Genomic DNA, 16,626 nt, shown 5'->3' on the forward strand with positions numbered 1-16,626 from the left:
CAGCGTGCCGACGCGGCCTACTTTTGAGGCGATGGCAACTCCACGATCCATGGCTCCGCGCGCCCCAGGCCGCGCACTGCGCATCCGCCCCCTGGCCACTCGATGCGGCCCTCATGCGGGCGGTGATGGTGTCCGTGAATGACGAGGCGTACGCGGACACGGCGTGCCAAGGCATCAATCGCCGCGAAGCCGTAGGGGTGAGATGTCGGCGCCTCGTGGCAGACGAGGATATCGCCGCCATTCGTCGCCGCCCTTTCCCAGTCCTCGGGAAAGATGGTGATTGCCTGCCGGAGCGGCGGGGTCTTGCGTTCACCGTGAGCACGCCGTGCTTCGACGCGCGTCCTGTACCGGGGCTCCGCGGCCGCGTTGTTCCTGGGCCACCATACCCGTTCGCGGAACACGCCGCCCAGGCCCACGACGCGGACACCGGCGAGCGTCGCGGAGCGGCCGTGCAGGCTGCGCTCAGGCATGTCCCCGAAGGTGCGGTCGTACCATTCCTGGCTATCACCCTCGTGGTTGCCAGGGATCCAGCGCACGTCGATGCCAGCCTCAAGCAGCGGGGCCAGCACGACGCGCAGCGGCGCGGGCGGGTCGAAGTCGCCAACTATCAGGACTGCTGAGGGGCTGTGCTCCTTCACGGCGCGGAACAGCGGCACGAAGTCACCGTGCGGATCGCCGTAGGCAAGTAGGGGTCCTGGATTGCTCATGGCGCCGTCTCGGTCTCAAGGTCTTTCGTCCGCCCCCGGATCCCGAGCGGCGCGACCATCCTGCGGGTGCGTAGGCTACGGAACGCATCGTAAAGGTCGCCGCAACGCGCTCAAGCCCGAGCATGCGCCACCTGCCCTTGCTGGACCGTTGCCGCTGCCAGGAGCACCACGCCGAAAGGCACCATCCAGACCCTTCGCGCATCAGGGATGCAACGCGGGTGACGGGCGCAAGCACATGGTGGCGTCCGGAGGCAGCGCTCGCGACAAGCATGTCCGGCTTCGAAGGAGGTCACTGCAGCCCCTCGTGCTTCTTGCTCGGCACACCTGGCTTCGCTAGGTTCGACCTCTCGGCAGCCGTAACAAGAGGAGGGCCGCGGTGCATCATAGCTACCACCACCGGCGCGGCCCTGTTCCAGCCCTGCAGATGCGTTTGCAGGGCTGATCAGGCGACGGACTCCAAGGTCTCTTTCCCCGGTCAGCTCATCTTCTGACGGACGTTCTGCGCCTGGACCTCGATCCGGCCAGGACAGCGAAAGACGACCCCATGTCCCTGATCACGCTCGAAGCCCTCGGCATGTCACTTGGCGCGCCGCTGTTCACCAACCTCGACTTCACGATCCACAAGGGCGACCGCATCGGCCTCGTCGCCCATAACGGCGGCGGCAAGTCGACGCTGCTGCGCATTCTGGCGGAACGCAGCGAGCCGACGGCGGGGCGCTGCCGCTACGGCCGCAACCTGCGGGTCACGCCGATGCAGCAGGACCCGGAACCCGCGTCGCTGCCCCTGCCGGTGCGCGACGTGCTGCTGCAGGCGCTGCCCGCCGAGAGCCGGGAATGGGAGGGCTGGCGGGTGGATGTCGCGCTCGGCGCCATGGAAATCCCCTCGGAGTTGCACGACCGCCCCTTGGGCGCGCTGAGCGGCGGTTGGCAGCGGATGGTGCTGCTGGTCCGAGCCTGGCTGACGGAGCCCGACGTTCTGCTGATGGACGAACCCACCAACCATCTCGACCTCCAGCGGATCGGCCAGCTGCAGCGCTGGATCGCGGAGCTTCCCCAGGATGTCGCCCTGATGGTGGCGAGCCACGATCGCGCCTTCCTGGATGCGGTCACCCGGCGCACCCTTTTCCTGCGCCGCGAAGCCTCGGCCGAGTTCGCCGCGCCCTACTCCGCGGCACGCGCCAGCCTGGCGGAGCTCGACGAGGCGACGGCGCGGCGGCACGAGACCGAACTGCGCCACGCCACCCGGCTGCGGCAGCAGGCGGCCAAGCTGCACAACATCGGTGTCAACTCTGGCTCCGATCTGCTGAAGGTGAAGACAAAGCAACTGCAGGATCGCGCCGCGCGCATCGAGGCCGCAGCGCGTCCTGCCTACCGGGGAGGATCGGCCGGGCAGATCCGGCTGGCCGACGGCAGCAGCCATGCCAGGAGTCTGCAGACCCTCGACACCCTCAAGGTCGCAGCGCCGGGCGGGCGGCGGCTCTTCACCACGGGCAAGCTTCGCATTCAGCCCGGAGACCGGGTGGTGCTGCTGGGCGCTACGGCAGTAGCAAGTCGCGGCTGCTGCGGCTGGTGGGCGCCGAACGCGCCCGCGATGGTCTTCATCAGCGCGTGGCTCGGCCAGTTCCGTCCCTCGCCGTTCTCGAGCGCGCTTACCCGGGCATGGAACACGGGCAGGCGCTTGGCCAGTTCAGACTATATCAGGTTCGGCGCCTTCCTCATGCTGCCAAAGACGATCGACGCTGGGAAACTTCCGAAGCAGTCCTACAGAGCAGAAAAAGGTGGCGCGAAACACAGTGCAGAACAGGCCCATCTCAGTGGCCAGTCTCCGGCCGAAGGATCTCGGAGGGCCGTGCTGTCAACATGCCGACCAAAAACGGGACGGCGTAATTACGTTTTCTGGGGGCGGAGTTTAATGACCGCCTCGCTCCCGGCGCGTAGGCCAGGTATATTAATATCAATATTTATCTTAAAAGAAATTTCCTCGACTAAAAAATCTTTTGGTATAATGGATTCGAGCTTTCGCGCAATTGCGCCCGGAAGCGAGTCGAGGATCGCGCTCGGCAGCACGCCGAGAGTCCTCGTGCCTGCCCTCCTAGCCTTCAATTCATTACGGAGATCTGCGGGCAAATCCTCCAGTCGTATTTGGATTTCCAGCGGGGAGATAGCGGCATCCTCCTTGGAATGTTCAGAGGCATTCGGTGGATTTTCCATCGCATTTTATTCCTCAAGGGGTTTATAAGCCACGGGAATCAGATTTATAATCCATATCTAACGTATACATGGGTCCATGGATTTCGCTTTCGTCGATGCAAGAAGAACAGCCCTAATCGTTTGGGTGCGTGCTCGGACTTATCATTCTGATTCTCGACGTAATCATGGAGATCCTGATCAAGTTCATCCGCATCGGCTTCGCGTATCGTCGTTATGGGTGTCCACACCGCAGCGGATCTCGTATCAACAGCAGTCATCGCGAGATTCGACGCAGACTTCAAATTGCCTAATTTGCAGACCGACAGAATAAGCGAACCGTGTTTGCTGCCGATATTGTATGCTTTTATGGTTTTGTTATTTATTTGTAGCTTATCTGACCCCTCGCCAATTTCCACTACCTTCTCCTTGTCGTTCCAGTGACCGACAATGTGCAACACATCAGCGCTGCTCGATATGTCTGCCAAATCTTCAGGCGTCGATGGTGTTCGAACACGCCAGGGTCTATCAGCACTATTTGGCAGACCTATAGTGACCATCGACTTCATTTGGCGATGAGCTTTCGCGTGATGCAGCGAATTTGCGGCATCGAACGGCGCCCCGATCCATCGCACAACCATGCGTCCATGAGCGAGGGGCTCAGTCTCCTCATCCGCCTGTGGTATCGGGCACAGCCATTCCCAAGGAGCCAGGAAGCTGTTCATTGGTGAGTGCAACAAAATGAGCGACGAGCTCTTGAGTAATGAGCAAAGATAGTTGGCGCCGCGGTTGTCTAGCACCTTGGTTGCTAGCTCCGCACCCGCTTCACGAATCCACCGAAGGTCCAACGGACCTGCTCCCGCACGGGAATTAATATCCTGGATTAACTCCTTGCTGAGAGACTCGATCTCTTCGAGATTTACTTCGGGGCCGATAGGCTCCCCCTTGCGACCATTCGCAAGACGGTGCAGTAGCAGCTGCATTGTCGCGCCGTTAATATTCGGAGAAATAAAAAGGGTCTCTGACACGGGATGGTGGATCTCAATGCCAGAAACTTTGGTAAGAACCTCTCCCGCAAATCCAGGCAAACGAGGAAACACCATTATCGCACGGTGACTAGCCTTTGGCTGGCCGGAGTTGTTTTCGTACTTGCCTATCGGAACTGCGACTGTTGACATACGAATTTTGTGCTCGCCGCTAACGGCTTCGAGTGACACAACTACAGCGGAGTCAGTGCGCGATGCTGGAATGTCGGCGACAGCCTCTAGATTCTCGCCACGATCGCGCAATTTTATGTTGAAGTCCCCCGATTCTGATTGGGGCAGCAAATCTTGTTGGATGCCTGTTGGAGCACGCCTTACCCGATTTACCAACTCATCCAAGCGCTTTTCGATTCTATCACAGTGATCGCCGAGCTCGGTCAACGCGGTTTCGATAGAACTGAGTATTGCCTGATTAAGAGACATCTGGCTGCGGCCATGAACAGCGGTAAGCGCCATCATTATTGATCGTGTTAGAAGCCCACCGTTGCGCAGAGCATCCGCAAGCCGAAGGAGTTCTGGTGACGCAGAGGCTGTCGTCAGCTGAACAAATATTTGCCGTTCTTCACGTTTGGAGACTTCGTGAGCATACTCAATTAGTGAGGCGATCCTTGCAGAGAAATACCTCCTTCCCCCGCGTACCTTTTCCAAGCTGATGTCTACCAGGCTCCGCAAAGTCTCGTGCTGCAACGGAACGTCGAGTACGACCGCTGTCAGATAGTCGGCGTTTCGGAGAAAATGCTGCCGATAAAAATATCCCGCTTGTGTTAGTTCAACTTTCTCAGGTGGGTCGCTGGCGCTGATCGTATCGCCCGAGTTGGCCCTGATTAATAAGGGTCCTGACAGCATCTCCAGAGCTTGGAGTACCATATAACGGTCATACCCCATCAAGTTTAAACATCTACATAGCTCTGCAACAGTAGTGAAGACTGCTGGCTCTAAAAGGATCAGAATTCGATGCTGAATAAGGAAATTGGGGTTTCCGGAACCGTTATCGAACACAAGAATGTTCGGTACATAACGGTCATGCGTGTATATATATGCCCCCCCATCAATGAGGCAGCTTATCGGATGAAATTCATACGTTTCGCTCTGGCCAAGGAGAAATTTTTCGGGCAATCGTGAGTCACGGATGATTCGACGAAACAGAAGTTGCAAATGTCGAGTATCGTCTGCAGCGATGGCTTCTAGTATGGCAGACACATCATCCTGAAGACCGCCACTTTTAGTTGCTCTCTTGTTTACGAGCAAATCCGCGAGATTTTTGAAAATTGTCTTAATTTGGTTGCCTCGAATCTCTTTGCCATTAAGGACTGGAGGAGATCGGTTCTCGGCGGCTAGTATTTCCAGTTCTAATGAAAGCCGCTTTCCCAGATGATTGATCCATAGTTCCACGTCAGGTGCCGGAACAATAATCCGATGCTGAAAAAAAGCCCTGGCATCACCTCCCTTAAATAGCTCGTCCGTAACATTCGGCCTGACGCAAATAAAGCATCGAAAATTGGTAGATGTAGTGATTTGGCGGCCGAAATTAACTGCGGCCTTCCAGTAATCGCGGCTTAGGTGGTCAAGATTATCGAAAACGACGACATATTTTGCTTCTTTCTGAGACAGCAAATTTTGCTCAAGTGCTACAAAAGAATCGCGAATGGCAGGCTGAGACACGTCCGTCGACAAAACTCTTGAAGCACGCTTGAGGGCAGTGACTTCTCGAGGAGAACTACCTCGACCTATGGCTTGCTGGATAGCCTTGTTGACGCTTGACCTAATCGCACGGCCATAATCTTCGGCAACCTCCTTCTCTACGTTCGGACCTCGCAAATCGGCAAGCTGAAGACCATCAATAATCAAAAATCGTATCTTGGATTCTGGAGAGCACTGATGGATAACCTCCTCAAGATAATGCAGTAGTGAGGTTTTTCCTGATCCACGCCAACCCTCGACTAACGCCACACGACACCGATCCATATTATAAATCACATCAAGAAGGTCGATTTCGGTGATTCCGATCGGGGCATTATGATATTCTGAAGGCAATCTGGCTACACTGGATTTGTAGTTGAAGTTTTTGTGTCCCTTTCGGGCGGTAAGATAGTTCTCGCGAAGAACACTCCATTCTTGCCGCGGCATTGGGGCGGTTGCTGCTACGCGATCGTATAAAGTTTCCAGTGCTTGGAATATCGCGGAGGTCTGTTTTCCCGTGACCGATCCGTCGCATGAAGGTCTCCAAGGCATCGGTGATCTCCAGTCCTGTGGACATCGAGAGCGAGAACAACATCACTAGCCTATCTCGCGGCTGAAGCGATACAATCATGTGGAAGCTGCACCGAGAGGCAACATTGTAATTTTTGAGGCATTTTTTGCTCTAAACGGTGAGCCTGCCGAACATCGCGCGCGCCCACTGTAAGCGTGCACTGGCGACTGCGGCAGTCAGCGGAGCCTTCGGCTTGGCGGCTCAGGCGCGCCTGCGGTCCGGCCGTGCTGGCGACGTCTGGCGATGACGACGAGGCGGGCGTTGATGCGCTCCTCGTCGATCCGCCAGCCGGGTCGAGTTTACGCGAGATCCGACTTATCAAGGCCTTGGAGGCGAGGGAAATGTTTGTCAAACGGCGCGGAAGTGGGACCCCGGATCGGCGTCGAATAGGGACCCCTCTTTGGTGTGCTGATGCGCGCTGCGGTCGTCCGGCCCGCAGCCTTAGGCGGAGGGGCGGACGACCGCAGCGCGGCGGCTGTTGGATGGATGGCTCAGGCGCGGTTCTTGAACCGCCAGCTCTCGTTGCCGGTCTCGACGATGTCGCAGTGGTGCGTCAGACGGTCGAGCAGCGCCGTGGTCATCTTGGCGTCGCCGAACACGCTCGGCCATTCGCCAAAGGCCAGGTTGGTGGTGACCAGCACCGAGGTCTGCTCGTAGAGGCGGCTGACCAGATGGAACAGCAACTGCCCACCGGATTGCGCGAACGGCAGGTAGCCGAGCTCGTCCAGCACGACGAAGTCCATCCGGCACAGATGGTCCGCCAGCCGTCCCTGATGCCCGCTGCGGCTTTCCGCCTCAAGCCGGTTCACCAGGTCGACCACGGTGTAGAACCGGCCACGTGCCCCGCTGCGGATCAGCGCGCGGGCAATGGCGATGGTGAGGTGCGTCTTCCCCGTGCCGGTGCCGCCGACCAGCACCACGTTGCGCTGATGGGCCAGGAAGTTGCCCGTGGCGAGATCACGCACCAGGGCCTCGTTGATTGGCGTGCCCTCGAACCGAAAGTCCTCGACGTCCTTCGCCAGCGGCAGCCTCGATGCGGTGACCTGGTACTTGATCGACCGGGCCTGCTTCTCGGCAATCTCGGCGCCGACGAAGTCGCCGATGACCTGCTGCGGCTCATGCTGGCGCTTCACTGCCGTGGTGACGATCTGGTCGAACGCCGCCTTCATGCCGAACAGCTTCAGCTCGCCCATGCTGGCGAGGATCTCGGACCGCTCCATCACACGCTTCTCCTCAGGCTGTCATAGCGGGCGCAGTCGGCCAGCGGCTCGTGCCGCAGCCGCAGGGCATCTGGCGTCAGGATGGTCAGCGGCGCCGGGGGCTCGCGCTGGCGGGCCAGGATGTTCAGCACCACATCGGCGGAGTGCACGCCCTCCCGCAGCGCCTCGGCACAGGCCGCCTCGACCGCCACCAGGCCGTCGCTGAGCACGGCGGTGAGGATGTCCACCATCTGCCGGTCGCCATCGCCGACCCCGGCCAGCTTGCGGCGCACCCGTTCCAGCGCACCGGGCAGCAGCCAATCCTTGAACGGCGCCCCGTTCCGCCAGGCGCCAGGCTTGCGGGCCAGCACCGGCACATAGTGCCAGGGGTCGAACACCATCTGGCCCCGACCAAAGCTCCGCCGGTGCTCGCCGACCACGCGCCCGTCTTGGCGGAGTTCGATCCGCTCGGCATAGGCGCGGATTTCCACCGGCCGCCCGACGGCGCCCGCCGCCACGGAGTATTTGTTGCTGTCGAACCGAACCAGGCAGGTCTTCGAGACCGAGGCCGTCACGGCGTGGAAGCCGTCGAACCGACCGGCGTAGGGCACCAGGCTTGGCCGCTCAGCCTCGAATACCTCCCAGACCGTCTGGTCGCGCTGCTCAGGATGCCGACCCGAAACGGTGCGCTGGTCGTCCACCCTGATCTTCATGAGGCTCTCCGGATGATGGCGGGTCGCTTCGAAGCTACCTGGTGACCAGGTACCAAGCGAAGGTGTCGGGAGGTCAGGGCAGCGCCCCCACTCCTGCGCCACGGGCAGTCTTGCGTGAGGAACATATATAGAACATGCTGACGTCATGGATGCTCCTGGCCCCATCGATCCCGAAGTCCGACGTCGCATGCGCGCCGTCTTCACGACCGCCATCGGCACCCGGAGCAAGAGCATTTCCGAGGCTGCCGCCGAGGCCCGAGGCCTGGGGTGCGGAATGCAGCCCGCACTGCCGGTCAGCGTGGTTGATGACGCAGTGCAAGACATCATGCGCGAGGTAGGAGCCTGCCTGCCATCAGAAGATCCGGTAGAGCATGCGGGTCAAACCCTGCGGCCGGTCACGCCGGAGGAGGTCGCGGATAGCCTGGCCTACGCCATGCGCTTCAATGAGCGCGGCAAGGCGAGGCGGACGGGGCACGAGTACATGTCGCAGGTCGCGGCGGGTCAACTGGTGCAGCATCTGCTCCTAAGCGGGTACATCATCCTGCGATGCCCCACCACTCGGCCCTAGTTCGACCGTGTCGACTGCACGGCCGAGCGCCATCTGCGACGCGAGCAACACGTCAAACGAGGCGTAAGGGCCGCGCTATGATCCCCTGGACGGGTCGGCAATTGCCGTCAGGCCTGAACCGGGGGCGGGGACCGGGTCTCCACCTCAAACAGGCAGGCTGTCGCGGCGCGAAGCGCATCCAGCCTGCGGGTGCGGTCGTCCTCGAACTTGTTGAGGGAGCCGAGCCGCTGCTGCGCAGGTTTTGAGAGCGACCTGGGAAGGGCGCCGAAGGTTGATGAGCCGCGTCTGGATACTGGACGATGTTCCGCTGAGATAAATCAGCGGCCAGGAGGAACAGACGATGGTGCATTTTTCCCCTCGAACGAACAACAGGAGCATGGTTATGCTGCCTTCATGAAGCGCGGGCCTTCAGAACGCGCATGACCGAGGAGCGATGGGATGCTTGACCTGGACCGGTTCGCCGACGACTGCCGAGCGGCACTGGCTGAGGATCGAGGCGGGCACCGGGCGGTGCGCGAGGTCGTGGCACGAACGTTGTCAGATCCCAATGCCGTTCTGGCCGCGGTCGGCGAGCCGACGCGGGCTGGCGTGCACAAACTCTACCACTCGCCCGACCTGACCATCCTGAACCTGGTCTGGGGGCCGAAGATGACGCTCATGCCGCACGACCACCGCATGTGGGCGGTTATCGGTATCTACACGGGCCGCGAGGACAACATCTTCTGGCGCCGTCTTGAAGGCGGCAAGGTGGAGGCTGCCGGGGCGAAGGCGCTCGGGGTTGGCGACTGCACGGTACTCGGCCGCGACATCATTCACTCCGTCACCAATCCCATTCCACGCCTGACCGGCGCGCTTCACGTCTATGGAGGCGATTTCTTCGCCATGGAGCGGAGTGAGTGGGACCCCGAATCGCTGGCGGAGAAGCGGTACGACGTGGAGAAGAACATGCGACTGTTCGAAGAGGCGAACGCAGCCCTGCGCTAAACGGGTAGCATCGGCGGCCCGAGCCATGGATCCACCCAGCCTGCCTGCTGAGAAGGAAGAAGCGCGGCCCGGCGGCCCCTCGCCCGAAGGGGGGGTTTTGCTGATGCCGGGCTTCATACGCCCAATCCAGTCTGCTGTGAGCAGACATGAAGCTGTGCGCGGAATCAGCACCGCCAGAAGGGACGCTCCAACTCGCGATGCACCTCGTAGCGGTTGGTCCCCATGTCACGCAGCTCCCGATAGTCCAGACCAGCCAGTTGATGAGACTCACGAAAGCGGCGCAGCGTCCGGGTGAACCAGGCTGCAGCAGCGGACAGTGGCCTCCATCGCGTGCGATGAACCGCTGGCGCGGCACCCTTCAAGCGATCGGCCGCGTCACCACATCCCGCGTCCCTAACCAGTCGGCGCGTCAGCATCCCAGGTTCCATGATGCCCCTCGTCACCCCTGCCAGAACGGCTTGCTGAACTCGCGGAATGCATCCGCGCGACTCAGGCCGATGTCTTTCAGCGCCGAGTCAGGCAGCGATTTGAGATGCTGGCGCTGCGACCAGCGTTCGGCCCATAGGACACCGACACGGAGCAAGGCCTGCGGCGGGTAATTGCCCGTGGCCCGGTTCTGCTCGGCTCCGCCCCGCGAAGTGCGGCGGCATTCCGTTATGGCTGGCGCGCCGCCCGCACCGGCAACGTTGGGAAATGTTGGATCGGTGCCTTGCCCTGACTTGATGAGTTGCATCGGATGGCTCCAATGATTGGCTGAGCCATCGTGCATCCTGTGGTCGATCCAGCCGACCGACTTGTCCTCATGCCGTGTGAAGTGGCTTCACCGCCCAGGCGGGTGGCCGCCGGACCCGGACAACCTCAGTAGGGCGTTCCATCCTTGTGCCTGAACAGCCATGCGCCGCGCTCATCCAGCGACGCCTCGATATCATCAGCGGGATAGGCGACCTCGTCGCCCGGCGTTCTGTCGCCGATCTCGATGAAGGAGCAGTCCCGCGTCGTCCCGTTCTCGATGTGGTGTGCCTCGCCACCCGCCTTGAAGCCAGCCACCATGCCGGGGCGAAGCCTGACCGTCCGATCGCCGATGAACAGGGTCGGCTCCCCGTCGAGCACGTAGATGAACTCGTCCTGGCGGCTGTGGGCATGGTGGAGGGCAGACACCGCGCCCGGGGCGAGCACCGTCAGGTTGACCCCGAAATTCGTCAGGCCAAACAGGTTACCGAGCTGTCGCTTCAGGCGCCCGTTCATCCGTGATCTGAACGGCTCGGGATAGTTGCTCGGCTTGCGCCTGGGCGGCACGTCGGCCGCGATGATCGCCGCGGCGTCCTGGATACCCGTTGTTTCACTCGGCCGGTCACCGCTCAGGTCGAGTTGGATCGGCGCGCCGATACCGGCCGCGAAGGCGGATAGCAGCATGGCGCCTTCCCGCCAGTCACTCGGACCGCTTGCTGTGTCGCAGTCGCGAAGTGCGCCAACCTGCAGGAAGGCCGCACCCCAGGCACCAGCCAATTCTCTGGCATGCGTTCTGGACGTGCAGGGGTCGTCCACACTTGTGAGCACCAGCGTCGGGAATGCCAGCCGGTCAGTGGGCGCCGGGTGGAAGTCGGCAGCTGCTCCGGTGAAGGCTGCGGAGTCCGGCACGCCAACGAGGAAAGCACCAGCAACGGCCGAGTTGCCTTCGCTCCTCGCCCAATGCGCCACCAGAAGGCAGCCCAGGCCGTCGGCGACCAGCAACGGGGCTTCGCTGCAAGACCGCACGGCGTCGTCCAGGGCCTTCACCCAGCTTCGCAGGTTCGGTGCGTCCCAGCCTGGTGGCGCAATGCGGACCGCCTGCTTCATCGATGCCTGCCAGCGTCCCTGCCAATGTGCGTTTTCCGACCCGCCAGGGCCGGGGATGAATATCGTGCTCATGGGTCCTCCGAAGCCATACGATTGGCTGCTGCCATGGGTTCGCTGCAATTCACCGGGCGGTGTACCTCGCGGCGCATCGTCGGAGCTGTGGGCGTGACGGTGGCTGCCTTCGGCAAGGCGGCTCCAGCGCCGTCGGGCGAGAGCACCATCTGAACCATCGACAGCGCCTGTGCGGCGTATCGGATGTCCCGGTGCACCACGAGTTGCGCGATCAGCCCGTCCAGGACGAGCATCAGGCTGCGCGCCCGTCCTTCAGCGTCCTGCAGTCCCTCCGTCGCAATCCGTCGCGCCATCCAGGCTTCGAGTTGGCGCTTGTGAGCGGCCGCCATGATGCGGGCCGGGTGCCCCGGCAGTTCCGCGAACTCGAAGGCGGCTCTCAGGAATCCACACCCGCGCCATCGTGGTTCCGCTGACGCCTGCGCGATGCGGTGGATGATCTGGCCCATGCCATCCCGCATCGAGGTCCGGGGACTCGTCATCCAGCCCAACAGGCGCTCGCAGCCCGCATCATCGCCCTCGGCGAGGAAGGCAGAGATCAGGTCATCCTTGCTGCGAAAATGGTAGTAGATCGTTCGCTTGGTTACGCCCGCCCGGGCCGCGATGCGGTCCATGCCGCCCGCGCGCAGCCCTTCATTGGCGAAGACCTCTCCGGCGGCCGCGAGGATTCGATCGCGCATGCCGGAATTCCCACGCGTCATCAGGGTCTCCGATATACCGGGCGGTGAATGTCGATGCCTGTCCTGGCGTGCCAGCCTGTGTTCCGGTCAAGGGACAGGAGAAGGCGATGACGCGGCTGCGTCGGGCATCGGATCAGGCGGAGGCGGGCCTTCCCTCGGCCTGTCGCATCGCCCTCGCCGCGGGCTGCGCGCTGGCACTTCTGAGCTTCGGCCTGCGCGGTACCTTCGGCCTGTTCACCGCACCGCTCTCGGAAGCTCGCGGCTGGGACCGCGAGGTCTTCGCCGTGGCTGTCGCGATCCAGAACCTGGCCTGGGGGATCGGCCAGCCATTGGCCGGTATCGCGGCGGATCGCTGGGGCGCGTCGCGCGTCGTGGCTCTCGGGGGTTTGCTCTACGCAGCCGGACTGGCCGCAGCGCCCTTCGCCGACACGCCGCTCCTGCTGCATCTCAGCGTGGGCGTGCTGACGGGCCTCGGCATGGGGGGCGCATCCTACATCACGGTCATGGCGGCGATCGGCCGCATGGCGCCTGAGGCGAAGCGGTCCTGGGCGCTGGGCGTGGCGACCGCGGCGGGTTCGCTCGGACAGTTCATCGTGGTGCCCCTCGGTCAGGCCCTTATCAGTGCCTACGGCTGGAACATCGCCTTTCTGCTGCTGGCCGCGATGGGCGCCGCGATGCCGCTGCTCGCCCTGGGCCTGCGCGGCGACGTGCCGCCTGAACAGCCGCAGACCGATATGCAGGAGCTGGAGCGGGGCTCCTGGGCCATCATCGCCGATGCATTCAGGCTGCCGAGCTATCGCCTGCTCGTCGCGGCCTTCTTCGTCTGCGGTTTCCAGCTCGCATTCATCACCATCCACATGCCGCCCTGGCTCGCCGACCTTGGGCTCGATCCGTCCGTCGCGGCACTGGGCATCGCGCTGGTCGGGCTGTTCAACGTGGCTGGCGCCTATGCTGCGGGCGTCCTCGGCGCGCGCCGCAGCAGGCGCCTCCTGCTGGCCGGAATCTATCTTGGTCGCGCCCTGGCGGTGGCGGTATTCGTGTCCCTGCCGGTGACGCCCGTCACGGTGATGATCTTCTGTTCGGTCATGGGCGCGTTCTGGCTGTCCACCGCCCCTTTGACATCCGGCCTCGTCGCGGTGTTCTTCGGCACGCGACACCTCGCGACACTGTTCGGGATCGCCTTCCTCAGCCACCAGCTTGGGTCGTTCCTTGGCGTCTGGCTCGGTGCCGCCATCGTCAGCGCGACGGGAAGCTACGACATGGCCTGGTGGCTCTCCGCGCTGCTCGGCATCGCGGCGGCCCTGCTGCACCTGCCGATCCGGGAGGTGCCCGCGACCTCCCGTGTCCGCTTCGCCTAGGTCCGCCGCATGCCACGCGCGGCCCGCGCCATCGGAGGCCTGCTGAGCTGCCTCCTGATGATGGCAATGGTCCTTGCGCTCCCGCTCGGCGCGGCGCTTTGGCTGGGCCAGGAGAGAGCACCCAGGGGCCGTGTCCTTGTGGTCGCCCCGCCGTGGCAGCCGGATGCGGAGGTGATCGGCCGCCTTGGCTCGCTCGGCGCCGACTGGGCGCTGCCGCTCTGGGTGCCTGGTGCTTGGCTGGCCGAGTTCGGGCAGGGGCAAGCGGCCGGTCCGGTGCGCGGCCTGATGCTGTTCGGCCTTGCTGACGGCAGGACCTGGTTGGGCGGCTGCGTACCCCCGGGACAGGCGCCGCGTCCCGGAAATGCTGGCGCCGCCCGCTGAACCTGCTTCCACTGTCCTGTCCTGCGAATCTGACCTCGGCCCGCCGCAACCGGCGGCGGATCCCCAGCCTGCCCAAGTTCGGGACTGCCCAATGCAGAGATCTCCTCAATGTCGATGAGCCCCACTCACGCAGATTCACAGCCGCCGTCGGGCGCCATCTCCTTCTGGTTCGATTTCGGCTCGCCCTATGCCTGGATCGCCGCCGCGCAGTTGCCTGCGGTCGCGGCGCGATGCGGCAGGCCATTGCTCTGGCGTCCCATGCTGCTCGGCGTGGTGTTCCGTCAGACCGGCATGCTGCCCCTGGCGGAACAGCCGGTCCGGAGCGAGTACGCCCGCCATGATGTCCAGCGCCTGGCCCGGCGCCTTGGCCTGCCCTTCGCCACGGTGACGCCACCGCATGGCACCTCCCTCGCGCTCGGGCGCGTCTTCCACGCCATTGCACTGGAGGACACCGCGCTGGCGGCCGACTTCGCGGCGCAGGCGCTCATGGCGACCTTCGGCCACGGTGAGGCATTGGGTGACCTCGAAGCCGCTGCGGCCTTCGCCGCACGGCTTGGCCCGGAGGCGGCGGCCGCCGCCGCCACGGCACTGGCTCCCCCGGCGCGGGAGGCGCTGCGCGCGACGACCCGCGAGGCCATCAGCCTGGGCATCTTCGGCGCGCCGTTCTTCACCGTGGATGGAGAGGCCTTCTGGGGCCAGGACAGGCTGCCGCTGCTCGAAGCCTGGATCCGCGAGGGGCCCTGGTAGGCGGGCACCCCCGGGCATGAGATGCGTCCGCGCTGTCCTGGATGCTACGCTGTCCAAATGGACGCTGCCCCGCACAACCTGCCGCCCCTCGCGGCGCTCCGCATCTTCGAGGCGGCGGGCCGCCACGCCAGCTTTTCCGCCGCCGCCGCGGAACTCGGCGTCACCCCGAGTGCCGTAAGCCATGCGGTTCGCACGCTGGAGGATCGGCTGGGCATCCCGCTGTTCCGCCGGAATGCGAAGGGCCTGTCCCTGACCCCGGCCGGGGAGGATCTGCTGTCGGAGGCGACGCGTGCCTTCGAAGGCCTATCCCGCGTAATGGCACGCCTGAAGGAGGCGCAGGGCGATGCCGGATTGCGCGTCAGCGCGGCGCCGACCTTCGCCGCGAGCTGGTTGCTGCCGCGCCTCGCGGATCTGCGTCGCCGACATCCCAGGCTCTCGGTCGCCATTACGACGGAGCAGGAGTGGGTCGAACTGGGTGACGGCCGCTTCGACTTCGCCGTCAGGATGGCGGCCGCGCCTTCCGGCCCAGGCGAATGGCTGCGGCTGGCACCCGTGCGCCTGGTCCCCGTGGCGGCGCCCGCCTTCAAGGGCCTGGATGTCGGTGCCGCCATGGCGCGATTGCCCGGCATCCATGTCACCTCCACGCGGGATGACTGGGCCAGCTGGTCCGCCGCGCAAGGCATGGCGCCGCCCGAGCTCGCGCGCGGGATGCGCTTCGACACGGTGCACATGGCCATCGATGCGGCGGCGCAGGGGCTGGGCGTCGCCCTGGCGCGCCTGCCGGTCTGCGACGCCGACCTTGCCTCCGGCCGCGTCACGGCACTGGCCGAGCCGCTCGAGACTGGCATGGCCTACTGGCTCGTGGGCAGGCCCGGGGTGCTCCGGCAGTTCGATGGCCGCATCTTCGCGGAGTGGCTGCAGGCGGAGCTGACGGCGGAGCTGACGCCGGAAGAAAAAGCCACGCCGGAAACCCCATCGGTCACGGGCACCCGGGCCCGCCGCTAGCATGCGCTTTGACCTCACCGACCTAAGGCTGTTCCTGGCGACCGTCGAGACCGGCAGCATCACGCGGGGTGCCGAACGCTCGGCCATGGTGCTGGCATCGGCCAGCGCGCGCATCAAGGGCATGGAGGATGCCCTGGGCGTACCCCTGCTGCTGCGCGGCCGCGGCGGCGTGTCACCGACACCGGCCGGGCATTCCCTCGCGCATCATGCCGCCCTCGTCCTCGGGCAGCTCGAGGTCATGGTGGGCGAGCTGGCGTCCTATGCGGGTGGACTGAAGGGCCAGGTTCGGCTCCTGGCCAATACCGCCGCCATCAGCGAGTTCCTGCCGGACCTGCTGGGGCCGTGGCTGGCGGAGCACCCCAACATCGACATCGACCTTGCGGAGCGGCCGAGCCACAGCATCGTCAGGGCGGTTGCGGAAGGCACGGCCGATGCCGGAATTGTCGCCGACTGGGCGAATTCGGAGGGGCTCCAGCTTCTTCCCTTCCGCGTTGACCGGCTTGTGCTCGTGCTGCCGCGCGGCCACCGCCTGGCGCAGCGTCGCGTCGTGGCCTTCGAGGAAACGCTCGACGAGCCTTTCGTCGGGCTGGCGGAAGGAACCGCGCTGCAGGCGCATCTGGCGCTCAACGCCGCATCCTCACACCGCAAGCCGAGGCTCCGCATCCGGCTTGGAAGCTTCGACGCCGTATGTCGTCTTGTAGCGGGCGGCGCGGGAATCGGCGTCGTCTCGGACACGGCGTTCCGGCGCTGCCGCCGCTCGATGGCGATCAGCCGCGTCGCACTCTCTGATTCCTGGGCCGAGCGCCAACTCGGCATCTGCATCCGCGACCTGGCGAAGCTGCCTGCGCATGCCCGGAAGCTGGTGGAATATTTGGCAGATCAGAGAAGCTGACTGAGG

At 63.8% G+C, this 16,626-nt stretch carries 14 protein-coding genes and 1 pseudogene; 8 read left to right on the forward strand and 7 right to left on the reverse strand.

Annotated features, from left to right (window positions below; translation table 11 throughout):
- Window positions 1-17 precede the first annotated feature (17 nt).
- Window positions 18-707 carry a metallophosphoesterase family protein gene (locus tag JJQ90_RS20385; RefSeq protein WP_216878097.1) on the reverse strand — a complete coding sequence of 230 codons (690 nt, stop codon included), beginning with the start codon at window positions 705-707 and terminating at the stop codon, window positions 18-20.
- A gap of 544 nt (window positions 708-1,251) precedes the next feature.
- On the opposite strand from JJQ90_RS20385, the gene JJQ90_RS20390 reads away from it, so the two are divergent.
- Entirely contained in the window at window positions 1,252-2,946 is a 1,695-nt protein-coding gene (locus tag JJQ90_RS20390) for an ATP-binding cassette domain-containing protein (RefSeq protein ID WP_216878098.1), read from the forward strand.
- Window positions 2,947-2,962: 16 nt separating this feature from the next.
- On the opposite strand, the gene JJQ90_RS20395 is transcribed toward JJQ90_RS20390, so the two are convergent.
- From JJQ90_RS20395 to JJQ90_RS20405, 3 genes and pseudogenes are all read right to left on the reverse strand, one after another.
- A complete protein-coding gene (locus JJQ90_RS20395; RefSeq protein ID WP_216878099.1) occupies window positions 2,963-6,064 on the reverse strand; it encodes a hypothetical protein in 3,102 nt (1,033 codons plus the stop codon).
- Window positions 6,065-6,679: 615 nt separating this feature from the next.
- Window positions 6,680-7,408: an IS21-like element helper ATPase IstB gene (gene istB / locus JJQ90_RS20400; RefSeq protein WP_216878100.1), complete on the reverse strand. Its 729-nt coding sequence runs from the start codon at window positions 7,406-7,408 to the stop codon at window positions 6,680-6,682.
- A pseudogene (locus JJQ90_RS20405) lies at window positions 7,408-8,058 on the reverse strand (Mu transposase domain-containing protein); the annotation flags it as partial. The gene istB and the pseudogene JJQ90_RS20405, both read right to left, overlap by 1 nt.
- A gap of 229 nt (window positions 8,059-8,287) precedes the next feature.
- Between JJQ90_RS20405 and JJQ90_RS20410 the strand changes: the two are divergent.
- Window positions 8,288-8,668 (forward strand): hypothetical protein, encoded by a 381-nt coding sequence (locus JJQ90_RS20410; RefSeq protein ID WP_216878101.1) that lies wholly within the window; start codon window positions 8,288-8,290, stop codon window positions 8,666-8,668.
- A gap of 438 nt (window positions 8,669-9,106) precedes the next feature.
- The gene (locus JJQ90_RS20415) at window positions 9,107-9,652 is read left to right on the forward strand and encodes a cysteine dioxygenase family protein (protein ID WP_216878102.1); all 546 of its coding nucleotides are present in this window, start codon (window positions 9,107-9,109) and stop codon (window positions 9,650-9,652) included.
- Window positions 9,653-10,091: 439 nt separating this feature from the next.
- Here JJQ90_RS20415 and JJQ90_RS20420 read toward each other — a convergent pair whose 3' ends face one another.
- The 3 genes from JJQ90_RS20420 to JJQ90_RS20430 all read right to left on the reverse strand — a co-directional run bounded on the left by JJQ90_RS20420 (window position 10,092) and on the right by JJQ90_RS20430 (window position 12,258).
- Window positions 10,092-10,385 carry a DUF1127 domain-containing protein gene (locus JJQ90_RS20420; RefSeq protein WP_216878103.1) on the reverse strand — a complete coding sequence of 98 codons (294 nt, stop codon included), beginning with the start codon at window positions 10,383-10,385 and terminating at the stop codon, window positions 10,092-10,094.
- 125 nt (window positions 10,386-10,510) lie between these two features.
- Window positions 10,511-11,560, reverse strand: a complete 1,050-nt coding sequence (locus tag JJQ90_RS27735) for an alpha/beta hydrolase (protein WP_216878104.1) — start codon at window positions 11,558-11,560, stop codon at window positions 10,511-10,513.
- Window positions 11,557-12,258 (reverse strand): TetR/AcrR family transcriptional regulator, encoded by a 702-nt coding sequence (locus JJQ90_RS20430; protein WP_216878105.1) that lies wholly within the window; start codon window positions 12,256-12,258, stop codon window positions 11,557-11,559. Before JJQ90_RS20430 ends, JJQ90_RS27735 begins: the two co-directional genes overlap by 4 nt.
- 86 nt (window positions 12,259-12,344) lie before the next feature.
- Here JJQ90_RS20430 and JJQ90_RS20435 point away from each other — a divergent pair, with 86 nt between their 5' ends.
- The 5 genes from JJQ90_RS20435 to JJQ90_RS20455 all read left to right on the forward strand — a co-directional run bounded on the left by JJQ90_RS20435 (window position 12,345) and on the right by JJQ90_RS20455 (window position 16,620).
- Window positions 12,345-13,595 (forward strand): MFS transporter, encoded by a 1,251-nt coding sequence (locus JJQ90_RS20435; protein ID WP_216878106.1) that lies wholly within the window; start codon window positions 12,345-12,347, stop codon window positions 13,593-13,595.
- Between the two features lie 171 nt (window positions 13,596-13,766).
- Window positions 13,767-13,976, forward strand: a complete 210-nt coding sequence (locus JJQ90_RS20440) for a hypothetical protein (RefSeq protein ID WP_216878107.1) — start codon at window positions 13,767-13,769, stop codon at window positions 13,974-13,976.
- Window positions 13,977-14,090: 114 nt separating this feature from the next.
- Window positions 14,091-14,723 carry a 2-hydroxychromene-2-carboxylate isomerase gene (locus JJQ90_RS20445; protein WP_216878108.1) on the forward strand — a complete coding sequence of 211 codons (633 nt, stop codon included), beginning with the start codon at window positions 14,091-14,093 and terminating at the stop codon, window positions 14,721-14,723.
- 57 nt (window positions 14,724-14,780) lie between these two features.
- On the forward strand, window positions 14,781-15,728 hold the full coding sequence (locus tag JJQ90_RS20450; protein ID WP_216878109.1) for a LysR substrate-binding domain-containing protein: 948 nt from the start codon (window positions 14,781-14,783) through the stop codon (window positions 15,726-15,728).
- Between the two features lies 1 nt (window position 15,729).
- On the forward strand, window positions 15,730-16,620 hold the full coding sequence (locus tag JJQ90_RS20455) for a LysR family transcriptional regulator (protein WP_216878110.1): 891 nt from the start codon (window positions 15,730-15,732) through the stop codon (window positions 16,618-16,620).
- The last annotated feature ends 6 nt before the right edge of the window (window positions 16,621-16,626 follow it).

Source organism: Falsiroseomonas oleicola, assembly GCF_019029495.1.
Taxonomy (GTDB): domain Bacteria; phylum Pseudomonadota; class Alphaproteobacteria; order Acetobacterales; family Acetobacteraceae; genus Falsiroseomonas; species Falsiroseomonas oleicola.

What these genes read in the sequence shown, in the direction of transcription:
- JJQ90_RS20415 (WP_216878102.1), top strand. Translation starts at nt 9,107, where the DNA reads ATGCTTGACCTGGACCGGTTCGCCGACGACTGCCGAGCGGCACTGGCT.
- JJQ90_RS20395 (WP_216878099.1), bottom strand. Translation starts at nt 6,064, where the DNA reads ATGCCGCGGCAAGAATGGAGTGTTCTTCGCGAGAACTATCTTACCGCC.
- JJQ90_RS20385 (WP_216878097.1), bottom strand. Translation starts at nt 707, where the DNA reads ATGAGCAATCCAGGACCCCTACTTGCCTACGGCGATCCGCACGGTGAC.
- JJQ90_RS20445 (WP_216878108.1), top strand. Translation starts at nt 14,091, where the DNA reads ATGAGCCCCACTCACGCAGATTCACAGCCGCCGTCGGGCGCCATCTCC.
- JJQ90_RS20455 (WP_216878110.1), top strand. Translation starts at nt 15,730, where the DNA reads ATGCGCTTTGACCTCACCGACCTAAGGCTGTTCCTGGCGACCGTCGAG.
- JJQ90_RS20410 (WP_216878101.1), top strand. Translation starts at nt 8,288, where the DNA reads ATGCGCGCCGTCTTCACGACCGCCATCGGCACCCGGAGCAAGAGCATT.
- JJQ90_RS20435 (WP_216878106.1), top strand. Translation starts at nt 12,345, where the DNA reads ATGACGCGGCTGCGTCGGGCATCGGATCAGGCGGAGGCGGGCCTTCCC.
- istB (WP_216878100.1), bottom strand. Translation starts at nt 7,408, where the DNA reads ATGGAGCGGTCCGAGATCCTCGCCAGCATGGGCGAGCTGAAGCTGTTC.
- JJQ90_RS20430 (WP_216878105.1), bottom strand. Translation starts at nt 12,258, where the DNA reads ATGACGCGTGGGAATTCCGGCATGCGCGATCGAATCCTCGCGGCCGCC.
- JJQ90_RS20450 (WP_216878109.1), top strand. Translation starts at nt 14,781, where the DNA reads ATGGACGCTGCCCCGCACAACCTGCCGCCCCTCGCGGCGCTCCGCATC.
- JJQ90_RS20420 (WP_216878103.1), bottom strand. Translation starts at nt 10,385, where the DNA reads ATGCAACTCATCAAGTCAGGGCAAGGCACCGATCCAACATTTCCCAAC.
- JJQ90_RS20390 (WP_216878098.1), top strand. Translation starts at nt 1,252, where the DNA reads ATGTCCCTGATCACGCTCGAAGCCCTCGGCATGTCACTTGGCGCGCCG.
- JJQ90_RS27735 (WP_216878104.1), bottom strand. Translation starts at nt 11,560, where the DNA reads ATGAGCACGATATTCATCCCCGGCCCTGGCGGGTCGGAAAACGCACAT.